This is a genomic window from Butyrivibrio hungatei (assembly GCF_900101605.1).
GTDB classification, from domain to species: domain Bacteria; phylum Bacillota; class Clostridia; order Lachnospirales; family Lachnospiraceae; genus Butyrivibrio; species Butyrivibrio hungatei_B.
The window spans coordinates 38,534-52,816 of sequence record NZ_FMUR01000007.1 but is presented as its reverse complement, the minus strand read 5'-3'; the positions used below and the strand labels follow the sequence as shown (position 1 = coordinate 52,816).

Genomic DNA, 14,283 nt, shown 5'->3' with positions numbered 1-14,283 from the left:
ATGCTGTCACAGCACCCTCTTTAAATCATCATTTTGCATTTACAAACGCGTCATTGAGCTTGTCGATCAGCTCTTCCCCTGTCATTGAAGGATTGGTGAAAAATTCCTGTGTAATAGGCGAAAGACTTGTTGTGATAATTCCTGCGGGCCAATTGCTCATTACCCACGGAATGCTGTCTTTTGATGCTTCCGAGATTGACTTTGAAAGAGGATCGAGTTTGTCGGAAGTCATACCGTCAACAACAGGAACAAATCCAAATTGATTCATGAGGTAATCTTTTCCTTTGTCGCTTGTGTAGAGCCATTCAAGGAAATCTTTTGCCATGGACTTCTCTTCATCCGAAGCGTCAACGTTGATGTACCATGCCGCGGGAACCGAAACAGCTACCTTCTTGTTACCATTTATCGGAACGGGCGCGATACCCATGTCAAAATCAACGTCATAATCCTTGAACATTCCGTATGCCCAGTTACCCTGATGGATCATTGCAGCCTTACCTGTCGCAAAATCACCGCAGTTATTGTCATATGTAACATCAACGGGATTTGTGCAGTTTTCGCGGATTGCTTCCATAAGTTTTGCAAATTCCTTGAAAGCATCGTTGTCTTTCATCCTCACTTCTCCCTTTAATACCTGCTGAAGGTATGCATCGGGATCGTCTTGAACTGCGAAAGGCGTATTCAATATATGTGCAATAAGGAAATAATCTTCCTGTGAAAGACCGAGGCCGTTTATTCCCTTTCCTTTTGCTTCCTTAAGATAATCTATAAGTGCGTCGGTCGAACCGATCTTTGATGTATCTACGAGATTGCCATCATATACAAGTCCGAACCCTTCGATCGTGTACGGAACGCCCACAACCTTGCCGTCAACAGAATCTTTGAGATTATCGCTTATCTTGCTCATAAAGGATAAATCACTTACGTCTTCAAGATAATCCGACATCTCGACAGATTCAGATCCCGGCGCAAGTGAAAACAGCACAGGGCCCGACTCTGTGGAAATACCTGTTTTGAGATCCTTGTAGTAGTTATCACCGCTTGTCTCCCATACTTCGATCTCCACACCGGTTTCATTCTTATAATCTTTTGCAAGCTGATTAAGTTGATCCATGATCTCAGTCTTTGACTGAAAAATTGTAAATTTGCCCCCTGCATTTGCACTCTTTTCCCCACCGCCGGCAGACTCTCCGCCTGCTGCCTGTGAAGATGATGCTCCGCAACCCGTAAGCGCGGAACCTGCAACCATAACCGTCGCCAAAAGCGCTGCCAACAATCTCTTATTCCTCATAGTTATTTACTACTCCTTTCCCATAACTCCCCTAAAAAAGGTTATCTTCTTAATTACATATTCCTATTTTTTACTAAAAAAAGGCAATCCCCCATCTGTTTTTTAGAGGGATTGTCAGTTTAAACCGCGTATTATTATGTAAAATTAATATAAAAAGAGGTGATTTTAGTAAAATCCACCTCTTTTTTAGTAAAGTCTTATTGATTTAACTTGTTTTAACTAAAGTGGAAGTTCTCCACTTTATCCTTGCTCCAATCTTGAGAGATTCATAGCTTCCCGTCCCTTCGATCAGTTCAACAAGAGACTGGGCCGCAAGGAAACCTCTCTCGTAGTTTGGAACCTCTACGGTAGTAAGTCCCATATACTTGGAAACAAAAGCATCATCAAAGCCACAGACCGCTATATCTTCAGGAACACGCAGTCCCGCTTCCCTGAACTTTCTCATAGCCCCTATAGCCATCATATCGTTTGCACACACAAGAACCTGTGGCATGTGCTCCGAAAGCATCAAAAGTCTTGCCGCCTGCGTTCCGCTCTTTTCCCTCCAGTTTCCCTCGTAGTGATCCCTTCTGTGAAAAGTTATCCCGTGAGCCGAGAGAGCATCGCGAAAAGCCCGGTATCTCTCCTTGTTATCATCCGTATCCATACCGGACAGATAAGCAAAGCGCTCATATCCCGACTTGATAAGTGTCTCAACCATCTCTTTCTCGGCATCATAGTTGTTTACTATCACGCTCTTTATTCCGAAATGATTTATCTCCCTATCAAGAACTATGATCGGATAGTTATTCTCCGCCGCCTTTATCAGCATGGAATCCTCACATCTGTAATCGATGTTGATGCATCCCGTAGAATACGCATCCGACATATATTTCTCGGCATTTCTGCTTGTGCACACCATAATGTCATAATCCTTGGAATATGCATAATCACTTATCCCATGGAGTATGTTCAGATAAAAATTGGTATCGAAATCACTGAAATTAACTACTATAGTTTTGTTATCGCTACTTTTTTCCTTTATTCGGATTTTCGGCAGTTCGTAGCCCAGTTCCTTTGCAATCGCAAGAATCTTCTCTCTTGTCTTATCACTCATGTTCCTCTTGCCATGCAGAACATTTGAGACAGTTGCTATGGATACTCCGGCCTCTCTTGCTATGTCTTTAATTCCTACCATACCTTATGTCTTTCTGTGCAAAGTAAAAAATCTGTCTTACAGTAAGTGCGCTCTAAGCTCCTCACCGCTCTTTTCTGATAAATAAGAAGGTGCAATATCAAGCATAGTCTTGCATCCCTTCTGGCCTTCATTGTACATACGGAAAGCAGCACGTGCAACCGCTGTAAGAACGCTGGTTGTAAATTCAGGGTTTGAATCAAGCTTTAAGCTATACTCAATGATATGATTGTGCTCTTTGTCCGCACCTGTCTTACCGCTTCTGAACACAAATCCGCCGTGAGCCATTCCGCTGTGATTCTTTAAAAGCTCCTCTTCGCTGATGAAATGAACTGTTGTGTCATAATCGGCAAAGTAGTTGGGCATTTCCTTGATCTCTTTTTCAACTGCTGCTGCGTCAGCACCCTCTTCAAGTACAACAAAGCATTCTCTTGTATGCTTCTGACGTGTTGTAAGCTTAGGATTCTGTCCGCTTCTTACTGCCTCAAGTGCACTCTCTACAGGGATTGTATACTGTTTTGCATTCTTAACACCCTTTACGCGGCGTATAGCATCCGAATGTCCCTGAGAAACACCCTTGCCCCAGAATGTATAATCATTTCCTTCGGGAAGGATCGCATTTGAATATACTCTTGCAAGTGAGAACATTCCGGGATCCCATCCGCAAGAAATAACGGCAACTTTGCCTGACTCTTTTGCGGCAGCATCAACATTTGCAAAATGCTCGGGAATCCTTGCGTGTGTATCAAAGCTGTCAACAACGTTGAACATCTTGGCATACTGAGGAGTCTGCACAGGAAGATCTGTTGCACTTCCTCCGCAAAGGATCATAACGTCGATCTTATCTTTCCAATTCTCTATATCATCTGTGGAAACGACAGGTACACCCTGTGTCTTGATCTGAAGTGTCTTCGGATCTCTTCTTGTGAACACTGCAACAAGCTCCATATCGGGTGCCGCCTTAACCGCAAGTTCAACTCCTTTTCCAAGATTTCCGTATCCTAAAATTCCTATTTTAATACTCATAAATAATGCCTCCTTTACTCTCGTAAAGTATATCATATAAACGATAACTTTTAGCATTTTTCTTTCCTTCTAGGACTTTTTTAACTGTTTCGTAACATTATATTGACTTGCAACAATCCAAGTAGTATAAGTGTATTAGAACTAATAATACACTCAATGCTTAACAGGAGACGCAATATGAACAGAACAAGTATCGCCGCTATTACATCTGTGCTGATACTCATACTTATAGGATGTGGCGGAAAAAGCACCAATGCCGCCGAATCCCCCGGCAGCGAGGTTTCAAAAACAAATGTTAATATAGATAGCTCAGATGCAAAGGCAAACGAAGATGATGCAAAGACAAACAATGTAATTCAGATTTCAGCCGGCAAAACATCTTCATCAAAGAATCCCGATTCTTTGATAAAGTACAACGGAAAAGACTTCTCTGTTTTAAGTGATGCAGAGACAATTCTCTCGGACCTTGGTGACTATGACCCCAAACTTTCTTGTGTCGATGATGAATATAAGAATTATGTCTTTTCCACAGCAAAGATTCAATTTGATACAGCAATTATTGACGGAAAGGAGGCTTCAGTACTTCTCTACATCTACAACCCTGATATTAAGACATCCAAAAATGTCGGTTTGGGAAATTCAGAACAGGACATACTTGATGCATACGGATTTCCTGACGCAACAGATTCGAACGATCCTTCCTACTCGTTCGAATACCATTTTCCTTCATTTGATCTGATATTTGATTTTGAGACCGCAAGTCAGACTGTAGAGATGATAAGATACAAAAATACCAACAACCATTCAAAAGCAACACCATAAAAACATATAAAGCACTTGCTTCCAAATATATATGTTGCTAATATAAAACAGCTAGTGAAAGGACAATTTTATTATGGATAAGAAACAGAAATTATTGAATCTCATAGATAAAGCCGGCCGTGGAAGTATAGAAGCAGCAGAAGCAATTGCAGAAGGATATTTCAAAGGTGAATTCGGAGACCCCAATCCGGAGAAAGCCAAGAAATGGGCATCCTACGCAGCCAAGCATGGCAGCGAAAACGCCCAAAAGATATTAAACCAATTATGAAAAACTATTATGAAAAAATCTTTTATGAAAAACCTATTATGAAAAAAATCTACCTAACTTAAGTATTTATGAAATCCTCCACGTTTTCATTATACATGTCAAGTTGCCAATGTCAGTCTGCACTGAATCAATTTCAAGTGAATGATTGGCATTGGCAATTTTTATATAATCAATATCAAATTAAAATGCCCAAGGGAATTCATATTTATCCCCAACATTTGCAAGACCTGCTGCACTTTCTGTTACTTCGAAACTCGCCCCCTCATTGCTATATGTGATCTTACCTTTCACACGACCTTCTTGATCTTCAAAATCATAACCGTCCGAAGTTTTAGTAACATCACCGTGAAAAGTTGTAAGTTTGTAAATTCCAATATCGGCAAATGCTGAACCCGACTCCTGTCCTTCGTAAATATAAAGCTCACTGTAAACATCACCTGTACCCTGATTGTCTATATAAGCCCCATATTCTTTACGAGCAGGGATCTTAACGCTCTGACCTAATTTCTTTGCATAAATGGATGCTAACACGTAGCATCTGTTTTTGTTAATATTTGCAAGTTCTTGAGCGTAAATCATCGGCTGAATCGATCCGCCTTCATACATTGTAGTCATTCCCTTAGCTGCCTTTTCTTTTATCTCATTCCATTCACGTTGTTCTTTCAGTACCTTTTCTTTTGTTGTGGCATCAAGTTCATTGCTCATTCTCTTCCAAAGACCATTAAGCTCAGCATCCCAAACCTCAGTACCATAAGAAGCCACCATGTTCATCTCCATCTGCGTTTCAGCCGCAATATCTGTATATGCAGCTTCAAGTGATTCAACCTGTTCTAACTCCTCCTGAAGTGTACAACCTGAAGCTTGAATACCTTCTACTTTTGCCTTAATCTCACTCGAAAGATCACCTATAGCGCTTTCGTTTGCATTTTCATCACCAACATCACTCGTAATATCCTCGGAACTATCTGTAACAGCATCCTCCGATAATTCCATGTCAGCATCAGAACTATCATTATCAGTGATTTCTATACTATTTGAATCAGCATTGTCTGTAGTTTCTAATTTTTCAGAGCCACATGCTGTCATTCCTATTGAAATTGCCATTGTGATTAATAATAATTTTTTCTTCATAATTCAAACTCCTCTTACATTATAACTTTTCAAAATACCGGACAACCGCGCTAAGGTCATCACATATCACTTCCGAAAGTTCACGCATCTCATCATCGGGCCCTATTATATCAGGGACCATTATAGGCCTCATCCCTGCTGCCTTTGCTGCTCTTATCCCGTTATATGAATCTTCTATCGCAAAGGTCTCACTTGGCTCTACGCCAAGTTCTCTGCATGCGATTGTATATATCTCAGGATTAGGTTTACTTATCTTTACGGCATCTCCTCCGACAACCATATCGAAATAGCCTATGAATCCCGCATCTGTAAGTTCGCTTATGACAAGCGCTTTCCTTGTGGATGAAGCAACACCTACTTTGATACCTTTCCCCTTAAGATACTCCAGAATTTCTTTTACACCATTCTTAATGGGAAGTCGCCCACCGTCAAATTTCTCATGGAATAATCTTGAGCTCTCTGCAAGAAGCTTATCCGCTATTCCCGCTCCCATTTTGTCTGCATATGCATTCTCAACAATATCGTGTGTCTGTGCGTTATTGGTACCTATGCACCTCTTAAAGACAGGCTCCACATCTCCCAGACCAAACCTCTCTCCAAGCTCATACCAGCATGAAAGGCAGGCTCTCTCGGAATCGAATATAACTCCGTCCATATCAAATATTACGTTGTAGGAACATGCCATCTATCCTTCCTCCGAACCAATCATATAAGCGACAGTATATCATATCTGATAAAGAATTTGAACGTGACATGGGGACGGTTCTTTTGTCTCTTCTCGCTTCGCGGGCGGGCGTGACATGGGGACGGTTCTTTTGTCTCCTCTCGCTTCGCGAAAGGAGACAAAAGAACCGTCCCCATGTCACGTGTCACCGCTGCAACAAAAAAGACACCCCGTTTTACCAGGGTGCCGATCTAACCGTATCAAGCCTTTCCGGATTGTTCAAATATTCGCAGTCCGGCGGCGAATTTACAAGTGAATTGTTTCGTACTTTGCATGAAGCATTTCTACATTCTTTGCATCTGAAACTAATGTGATTATTATAAAGTCTCTTACAACCAACTGAGCAAAAAGCCCAATTACCGTTGCGTGCTACAAAAGTCCTTCCGCAATTCAGACATATCCGCTTTACATTGTGTGCCATAATTTCATACTTCCCACATAAAAAAGAAAAACCGATTACTACAATTTTGTATAAATAAATTTACTATAAAGAAATTATAAACTAATGTGCAAGTCCCATAAAGAGGGACTTGCACATGTTCACAAATAGTTCAAACTTTCTAAAATCACATCATTCCAAAAAAGTGATTTCATATAGATTGACAAATATTCAATTATACACAACTAATTTATCATAGCTTTCTGAAAATTATTGCTTATGCTGCTGCCTTCTTATCATCATGCGCATAAATTGCTTTCAATATAACAGGTGTCAGGATTGAGCTGATAACAATGAGCAGGATAACCGCTGTGAAATATCTGCTGTCAATGATCTCTGCCTTGAGGCCTCTTTGTGCAACGATAAGCGCAACCTCTCCTCTTGTCATCATTCCGACACCGATCTTAAGGCTGTCAGAGCCGTTATATCCAAGAATCTTGGCAACAAGTCCGCATCCGACGATCTTACCCAAGAGACCTACTATAACAAATGCAAGTGAAAATACAATAACCGTTGTATCAACAGATCTAAGATTGGTCTGAAGTCCGACACTTGCAAAGAAAACAGGTCCAAAGATCATATATGAATTTATATCCATCTTCCTGTCGATATACTCGGAATCATCAAGCGAGCTTAAGATAATTCCCGCAACAAACGCACCTGTAATATCCGCAACTCCGAAGTACTTATCCGCAATATAAGAAAATACAAGTGCAAGAGCAAGTCCCATGATAGGAATACGTCTTGTATGACGCCACTTTGTATCAAGCTTTTGCATTATCTTAAAGATGATGATTCCCACAACCAAAGAGAATGCAAAGAAAAGAACAGTCTTAACACATACCATTCCTATATTTGCACTGGGATCCTTCATTCCGATAACAGCTGTAAGAACAACGATACCGATAACATCATCTATTATCGCTGCACTCATTATGGTAGTTCCAACCTCTGTCGAAATTTTTCCCAGTTCTCTGAGCGCCTGAACGGTTATACTTACGGAAGTCGCGGTAAGGATTGTTCCGATAAAAAGAGCTCTCATAAACTCAACACTTCCGGGAGCGGCAAATCCGTAAAAGCACATATACAGAACAGTTCCGAAAGCAAGCGGTATTCCAACTCCCGAGCAAGCAAGTATTGTAGCCTTTATACCTGACTTCTTGAGATTGTCGATATTGGTCTCAAGTCCCGCACTGAACATAAGAAGAATAACACCAATCTCCGCCATCTGTGAAAAGAAATCACTCTCAGATACGATATTAAGTATCGTAGGTCCTATTATAAGTCCCGCAATGATCTCTCCCGCCACCTGAGGTGCCTTGAGCTTCCTTGCTGCAAGTCCGCAAAACTTAGCTGCAATAACTATGATTGCAAGATTACGCAAAATTTCTAAACTGTCCACTTTTCATCCCTCGATTCTACTTATTCAAATTATCAAATTGCACATCATATTATAATACATCTTTATTTTTTCGCAATCCGACGATATATTTATAGAACCCCGGGTTATCTTTTCAAAGTAAATGCAGTTTCTTTTACCTTTATTAAATTCGGCACAATATATTCTTTATCCCGTCGCAGATTCTTCGCGCCACAACAGGATTGTTCATTGTGTACAGATGGATTCCGTCGATATCACTCACAAGAAGATCGATTATCTGGCTGAGCGCATATGACATTCCCGCATCAAAAAGAGCTTCCTTGTTGTCCTCATACTTATCCGTGATCTTTTTAAATTTCTCAGGAAAAGTAGCATTGCACATCGTGAGCATTCTCTTTATCTGTGCAGCGTTTATAACGGGCATAACTCCTGGTATCATCGGAACTTCTATTCCTGCCTCCTCACTCTTTTCCCTGAAGCTCATGAACTTTTCATTGTCGAAAAAGAGCTGTGAAAGAAGCACCTCTGCTCCGCTGTCCACCTTGGTCTTGAGATTTTTAAGCTCGTCTTCCTCCGAAAAAGTTTCGGGATGCATCTCAGGATAGCATGCTCCCAATATGCAGAAGTCATGCTTATCCTTTAGATAAGAGATAACGTCAGAAGCGTGATGAAAATCATCTTTTTCGGGGATATTCGCATTTCTGTCACCTCTGAGCGCAAGGATATTTTCTATCCCTTCATTTTGAAGTGCTGCCGCAAACTCATCAATCTCGCTCTTGCTGTAATGAAGACTCGTTAAGTGGACCACAGGCTCAACGCCGTAATTATGCTTTATCTTCTTTGCAATCTCTATTGTGTTGTTTGAACCTGCACTTCCGCCCGCTCCGAAAGTTACGCTGATAAAGTCAGGTTCAAGCTCGCAGAGAACATCAAGTGTCTCATCAATAGCTTCAAGCGCTTTATCTTTTTTCGGAGGAAAAATCTCAAATGAGAGAGTTTTCTTGCCTTCTTTATACAAATCCGATACTTTCAACTTCTTACTTATCCTCTCACTGTCTTTGCTGCCTTAACAAGATTTATAAGGCTCTCTTTTGTCTCGGGGATTCCCCTTGTCTTAAGTCCGCAGTCCGGATTAACCCAGAGCTTGCTGTCATCGATCCTGCTGCGCATCTTTCCGAGTGCATCAACTATTTCCTGAACAGAAGGAACACGGGGGCTGTGGATATCATATACTCCGGGTCCTACTTCCGTCTTGAAGTTATTTTCTTTTAATGAATCAAGGATCTGAAGATCCGATCTTGAAGCCTCGAAAGTAATAACGTCCGCATCCATCGCATCAATCACGGGAATGATATCCGTAAACTCGCTATAGCACATATGTGTATGGATCTGAGTTTCAGGCTTTACTCCGCTGTGCACAAGTCTGAATGCAGGAATCGCAAAATCAAGATACTCGCTGTACCAGTCCGACTTTCTGAGAGGAAGCTTTTCTCTGAGCGCAGCTTCGTCGATCTGGATGATCTCTATTCCGGCTTTCTCAAGATCAAGAACCTCATCTCTTATCGCAAGCGCAAGCTGCAAAATGCTCTCCTTAATAGAGATGTCTTCTCTAGGGAAGGACCAGTTAAGGATAGTGACAGGTCCTGTGAGCATTCCCTTCATCGGCTTGCTCGAGCAGCTCTTTGCGTACTTTGACCACTCTACGGTAATAGGACTCTTTCTTGATACGTCACCCCAAATGATCGGAGGCTTAACGCATCTTGTTCCGTAAGACTGAACCCATGCTTTCTCAGTAAATACATATCCTGCAAGGTGCTCACCGAAATATTCGACCATGTCATTTCTTTCGTACTCACCGTGCACAAGTACGTCTAGCCCAATCTCCTCCTGGAACTCTATGCACTTTTTAATTTTCTCTTTGTTAAAGGCAATATACTGTTCTTTGCTGATATTGCCCTTCCTGTAATCCTGTCTGTTCCTTCTGACATCTATAGTCTGAGGGAACGAACCGATTGTTGTAGTAGGGAAAAGAGGGAGTTTCAATTTATCCTTTTGAATCTTTTCTCTCTCTTTAAACTCAGGGCTTCTCTCGTAGTCGCTCTCTTTTATATTTGAAACTCTCTCTCTTACCTTCTCATCCACGCTATCAACTCTGTTCTTGAAAAGTTCTGCATTTGCCACAAACTTTTCAGAAGCTGATGCCTTCTTTATATCCTTCTCATCTGCAAGTTCCGCGATATCCTTAAGTTCCGAAAGCTTCTCTTTTGCAAAAGCGAAATGCTTTTTATACTCATCGGAAATCTTATGCTCACTCTCAAGTGTGTAAGGAACATGAAGAAGTGAACATGATGTATTTACAACTATATTGTCATTGCCCGCAATTTCTCTGAGCTTTCTTATAATTTCAAGAGACTTACCGTAATTATTCTTCCAGATATTTTTGCCGTTCACCACTCCCGCAAAAAGAAGTTTGTCTGCAGGAAATCCGTTCTTTTTGACAAGCTCAAGAGATTTTTTCCCCTCAATGAAATCCAGACCGATCGCGTCAAAATCAAGCTGTGTAAGTAAGTTGTAAATATCTCTCACATCTCCGAAGTATGTCTGAAGAAGAACTTTGATATTCCCCTTTCCGGCGAGAATAACACGATATAGCCTCTCGAAAAGCTTAATATCATCGAGTGTCAAGTCTCTTACAAGATAAGGCTCATCAAACTCTGCCCACTTAACACCGTTTTCGCCAAGCTTTGAAAGGTATGCCACATATTCTTTTGCCAAAACCTGCTCGAAATCAGAAATATTCTTATCACCTGTATACTTCGCAAGCTTTAAGAAAGTAAACGGTCCGATAATGCTGACCTTAAGATTCTCTGCGTGCTCAAATGCTTCTTTGAACTCGTCAAAAGGCTTTGTTCCGACAAGTTTGATCTCAGTATTGTCATCGATCTCGGGAACAATGTAGTGATAGTTGGTATTGAACCATTTCTTCATGGCAAGTGCCTTTACATTTCCCTTCTCACCCTGATATCCTCTTGCCATTGCAAAAAATGTATCTGTCTCGGAAAGAGAAAGCTCTCTGTATCTGTCGGGTATTACGTTGAAAAGCACGGCAACATCAAGCATATTGTCATATAAAGAAAAATCGTTTACAGAAATAAAATCTATTCCGTTTGCTTTCTGTAAATCTAAGTTCTCTCTTCTTAATCTCTTCGCCGTATCTTTGAGTTCGTTTTCGCTGATCTCATTCTTAAAATATTTCTCTGATGCAAATTTAAGTTCTCTGTCTTTTCCCACTCTTGGGTATCCTATAACCGCTGTTCTCATATGCTTTCCTCTCTTATAAATGTGTATTTATGCAACGCCAATAAGCATTGTTCTTTATCTCTTGTTCTTCGGCACACTGCGCCTGTTTCACTGTGGTAAATAGAAGTATAACCAGTTTTTATCCATAGGTAAAATATGTTTTTTATGCCCTATATCATAGATTTTGTCTATGATAGATGATATACTTACTTCATGACACTAAAACAATTAAATTACGTTGTAACCGTAGCTGAGACAGGCAATATCACCGAAGCGGCAAAAAAGCTGTTTATCGCCCAGCCGAGCCTTACCAGCGCGATTCAGGAAATTGAAAAAGAATTTAATATAACTCTCTTTAACAGGACGAAAAGAGGTATCAGCATTACAACCGAAGGAAGCGAATTTCTCGGTTATGCGCGTCAGCTCCTTGAACAGGCAAATCTCATCGAGGAAAGATATACCGGAAAGCCTGTCGGAAAGACCAAGTTCTACATATCTTCCCAGCACTATTCTTTTGTCGTTGAAGCTTTTGTCGAACTTTTAAAGAAATACGGCGGTGAAAAATATGAGTTTCACATGAGAGAAACCCAGACCTACGACATCATCGAGGACGTCGCGCGCCTTAGAAGCGAGATTGGCGTGTTGTATATGAATAAATTTAACGAGACGGTCATAAAAAAGGAGCTTCGCGATAATGACTTGTCTTTTACTCCGTTATTCAAGGCAAAGCCTCATGTGTTCATCGGAAAGAATTCTCCTCTTGCAAAGAAAAAGAGCCTTACGCTTGATGATTTAAAACCTTACCCCAGGCTATCTTACGAGCAGGGAACGCACAACTCTTTTTACTTCTCAGAGGAAATCCTTAGCACACAAGACTCAGATAAGGACCTTGTTGTCTGCGACAGAGCGACTCTTTTTAACCTGCTGATAGGGCTAAACGGCTACACAATCTGTAGCGGTGTGATCAATGAAAATCTGAACGGAGCAAATATAGTCGCGCGCCCGCTTAAGGTTGATGATTACATGGAAGTTGGATATATTCTAAAGAATTCTGTGGGAGTATCGCCGCTGACTCAGAGCTATATCGAGATAATAAAGAAACTTGTGAAAAAGAAATAGAAAACATGACACAAAAATATGGCAGGGTGACACAGGGACGGTTCTTCTGTCTCCTCTCGCGGGGGACAGGCGGGCGTGACACGGGGACGGTTCTTCTGTCTCCTCTCGCGGGGGACAGGCGTGACACGGGGACGGTTCTTCTGTCTCCTCTCGCTTCGCGAAAGGAGACAAAAGAACCGTCCCCGTGTCACTGCCTGCGTTTTATTTAGCCGCCGCAAATCCTTTCTCAAGGTCTTCAATGATATCATCGATATGCTCCGTACCGATTGAGAGTCTGATCGTGCTCTGTGAGATTCCCTGATCCTTAAGCTCATCATCGTTAAGCTGAGAATGAGTTGTTGTTGCAGGATGAATAACAAGGCTCTTTACATCGGCAACATTTGCAAGAAGTGAGAATATCTCAAGGTTATCGATAAACTTCCAAGCAGCCTCTTTTCCGCCCTTGATCTCAAATGTGAAGATTGAAGCTCCGCCATTTGGGAAGTACTTCTCATAGAGAGCGTGGTCGGGGTGATCTGCAAGTGAAGGATGGTTAACCTTCTCAACCTGAGGGTGCTTTGAAAGGAACTCAACTACCTTCTTTGTGTTCTCTGCATGTCTCTCAAGACGAAGTGAAAGTGTCTCAAGTCCCTGAAGAAGCAGGAATGCGTTGAACGGAGAAATTGTTGCTCCTGTATCTCTGAGAAGGATAGCTCTTATAAATGTAACGAATGCAGCAGGTCCTACGGCATCATAGAATGATACGCCGTGGTAGCTGGGGTTGGGAGCTGCGATATTAGGATACTTGCCGCTCTTTTTCCAATCGAACTTACCTGACTCAACGATCACACCGCCAAGAGTTGTTCCATGACCTCCGATGAACTTGGTTGCTGAATGTACAACGATGTCAGCGCCGTGCTCGATAGGTCTGATAAGGTAAGGTGTTCCGAATGTATTGTCGATAACAAGAGGAAGTCCGTGCTTGTGTGCTATCTCTGCAACTGCGTCGATATCAGGAATATCACTGTTGGGATTTCCAAGTGTCTCAAGGTAGATTGCTCTTGTATCTTCCTCGATCGCACCCTCGATCTCTGCAAGGTTATGTGCATCAACGAATGTTGTTCTTACTCCGTACTGAGGAAGTGTATGTGCAAGGAGATTGTAACTTCCACCATAGATTGTCTTCTGTGCTACGATGTGTCCTCCGTTAGCTGCAAGTGCCTGGATTGTATATGTTATTGCTGCTGCGCCGGATGCAACTGCAAGTGCTGCGCTTCCGCCTTCCAAAGCTGCGATTCTTTTTTCAAATACATCCTGTGTGGAATTTGTAAGTCTTCCGTAGATGTTACCTGCATCAGCAAGTCCAAATCTGTCAGCAGCGTGCTGGCTGTTTCTGAATACGTATGATGTCGTCTGATAAATCGGAACCGCTCTTGCGTCTGTAGCGGAATCCGGCTGCTCCTGTCCAACGTGTAACTGTAAAGTCTCAAATCTGTAATTACTCATAATCTATCTCCTTCATTTGCATTTATTTTTCGTGTGTGTTATGTTGTGTTAATGTTATTCCTATTTACCTATTACGTCAATAGGTTTTATGATAACTAAATCAGCATGCCACTAATAAGTTTT

At 41.5% G+C, this 14,283-nt stretch carries 12 protein-coding genes; 3 read left to right on the top strand and 9 right to left on the bottom strand.

Going from position 1 to position 14,283, the window contains the following annotated elements; translation table 11 throughout:
• Nucleotides 1-28 precede the first annotated feature (28 nt).
• The 3 genes from BLP87_RS06230 to BLP87_RS06220 all read right to left on the bottom strand — a co-directional run bounded on the left by BLP87_RS06230 (nucleotide 29) and on the right by BLP87_RS06220 (nucleotide 3,491).
• Entirely contained in the window at nucleotides 29-1,291 is a 1,263-nt protein-coding gene (locus BLP87_RS06230) for an ABC transporter substrate-binding protein (RefSeq protein ID WP_074461918.1), read from the bottom strand.
• 205 nt (nucleotides 1,292-1,496) lie between these two features.
• A complete protein-coding gene (locus BLP87_RS06225; protein WP_074461917.1) occupies nucleotides 1,497-2,468 on the bottom strand; it encodes a LacI family DNA-binding transcriptional regulator in 972 nt (323 codons plus the stop codon).
• Nucleotides 2,469-2,504: 36 nt separating this feature from the next.
• Nucleotides 2,505-3,491, bottom strand: a complete 987-nt coding sequence (locus BLP87_RS06220; protein WP_074461916.1) for a diaminopimelate dehydrogenase — start codon at nucleotides 3,489-3,491, stop codon at nucleotides 2,505-2,507.
• A 177-nt stretch (nucleotides 3,492-3,668) separates the two neighbouring features.
• Between BLP87_RS06220 and BLP87_RS06215 the strand changes: the two genes are divergently transcribed.
• Together BLP87_RS06215 and BLP87_RS06210 are read left to right on the top strand one after the other, a co-directional pair.
• A complete protein-coding gene (locus tag BLP87_RS06215; protein WP_074461915.1) occupies nucleotides 3,669-4,313 on the top strand; it encodes a hypothetical protein in 645 nt (214 codons plus the stop codon).
• Nucleotides 4,314-4,386: 73 nt separating this feature from the next.
• Nucleotides 4,387-4,581 carry an SEL1-like repeat protein gene (locus tag BLP87_RS06210; protein ID WP_074461914.1) on the top strand — a complete coding sequence of 65 codons (195 nt, stop codon included), beginning with the start codon at nucleotides 4,387-4,389 and terminating at the stop codon, nucleotides 4,579-4,581.
• Nucleotides 4,582-4,761: 180 nt separating this feature from the next.
• Here the strand turns inward: BLP87_RS06210 and BLP87_RS06205 are convergent, their stop codons facing one another.
• The 5 genes from BLP87_RS06205 to metE form a co-directional block, all read right to left on the bottom strand.
• Entirely contained in the window at nucleotides 4,762-5,712 is a 951-nt protein-coding gene (locus tag BLP87_RS06205) for a lysozyme inhibitor LprI family protein (RefSeq protein WP_074461913.1), read from the bottom strand.
• Between the two features lie 19 nt (nucleotides 5,713-5,731).
• On the bottom strand, nucleotides 5,732-6,397 hold the full coding sequence (locus BLP87_RS06200; RefSeq protein ID WP_074461912.1) for an HAD family hydrolase: 666 nt from the start codon (nucleotides 6,395-6,397) through the stop codon (nucleotides 5,732-5,734).
• A gap of 695 nt (nucleotides 6,398-7,092) precedes the next feature.
• Complete coding sequence (locus BLP87_RS06190; RefSeq protein WP_074461910.1) at nucleotides 7,093-8,277, bottom strand: cation:proton antiporter; 1,185 nt, start codon at nucleotides 8,275-8,277, stop codon at nucleotides 7,093-7,095.
• Between the two features lie 142 nt (nucleotides 8,278-8,419).
• A complete protein-coding gene (metF, locus tag BLP87_RS06185; RefSeq protein WP_074461909.1) occupies nucleotides 8,420-9,289 on the bottom strand; it encodes a methylenetetrahydrofolate reductase [NAD(P)H] in 870 nt (289 codons plus the stop codon).
• An 8-nt stretch (nucleotides 9,290-9,297) separates the two neighbouring features.
• Nucleotides 9,298-11,577: a 5-methyltetrahydropteroyltriglutamate--homocysteine S-methyltransferase gene (metE, locus tag BLP87_RS06180; RefSeq protein ID WP_074461908.1), complete on the bottom strand. Its 2,280-nt coding sequence runs from the start codon at nucleotides 11,575-11,577 to the stop codon at nucleotides 9,298-9,300.
• 192 nt (nucleotides 11,578-11,769) lie between these two features.
• Here metE and BLP87_RS06175 point away from each other — a divergent pair, with 192 nt between their 5' ends.
• The gene (locus BLP87_RS06175; protein WP_074461907.1) at nucleotides 11,770-12,675 is read left to right on the top strand and encodes a LysR family transcriptional regulator; all 906 of its coding nucleotides are present in this window, start codon (nucleotides 11,770-11,772) and stop codon (nucleotides 12,673-12,675) included.
• Nucleotides 12,676-12,876: 201 nt separating this feature from the next.
• Here the strand turns inward: BLP87_RS06175 and BLP87_RS06170 are convergent, their stop codons facing one another.
• Nucleotides 12,877-14,160, bottom strand: coding sequence for an O-acetylhomoserine aminocarboxypropyltransferase/cysteine synthase family protein (locus BLP87_RS06170; RefSeq protein WP_074461906.1), 1,284 nt, complete (start codon nucleotides 14,158-14,160; stop codon nucleotides 12,877-12,879).
• Nucleotides 14,161-14,283: the final 123 nt, after the last annotated feature.

What these genes read in the sequence shown, in the direction of transcription:
- BLP87_RS06200 (WP_074461912.1), bottom strand. Translation starts at nt 6,397, where the DNA reads ATGGCATGTTCCTACAACGTAATATTTGATATGGACGGAGTTATATTC.
- metE (WP_074461908.1), bottom strand. Translation starts at nt 11,577, where the DNA reads ATGAGAACAGCGGTTATAGGATACCCAAGAGTGGGAAAAGACAGAGAA.
- BLP87_RS06230 (WP_074461918.1), bottom strand. Translation starts at nt 1,291, where the DNA reads ATGAGGAATAAGAGATTGTTGGCAGCGCTTTTGGCGACGGTTATGGTT.
- BLP87_RS06175 (WP_074461907.1), top strand. Translation starts at nt 11,770, where the DNA reads ATGACACTAAAACAATTAAATTACGTTGTAACCGTAGCTGAGACAGGC.
- BLP87_RS06170 (WP_074461906.1), bottom strand. Translation starts at nt 14,160, where the DNA reads ATGAGTAATTACAGATTTGAGACTTTACAGTTACACGTTGGACAGGAG.
- BLP87_RS06220 (WP_074461916.1), bottom strand. Translation starts at nt 3,491, where the DNA reads ATGAGTATTAAAATAGGAATTTTAGGATACGGAAATCTTGGAAAAGGA.
- BLP87_RS06225 (WP_074461917.1), bottom strand. Translation starts at nt 2,468, where the DNA reads ATGGTAGGAATTAAAGACATAGCAAGAGAGGCCGGAGTATCCATAGCA.
- BLP87_RS06210 (WP_074461914.1), top strand. Translation starts at nt 4,387, where the DNA reads ATGGATAAGAAACAGAAATTATTGAATCTCATAGATAAAGCCGGCCGT.
- BLP87_RS06215 (WP_074461915.1), top strand. Translation starts at nt 3,669, where the DNA reads ATGAACAGAACAAGTATCGCCGCTATTACATCTGTGCTGATACTCATA.
- BLP87_RS06205 (WP_074461913.1), bottom strand. Translation starts at nt 5,712, where the DNA reads ATGAAGAAAAAATTATTATTAATCACAATGGCAATTTCAATAGGAATG.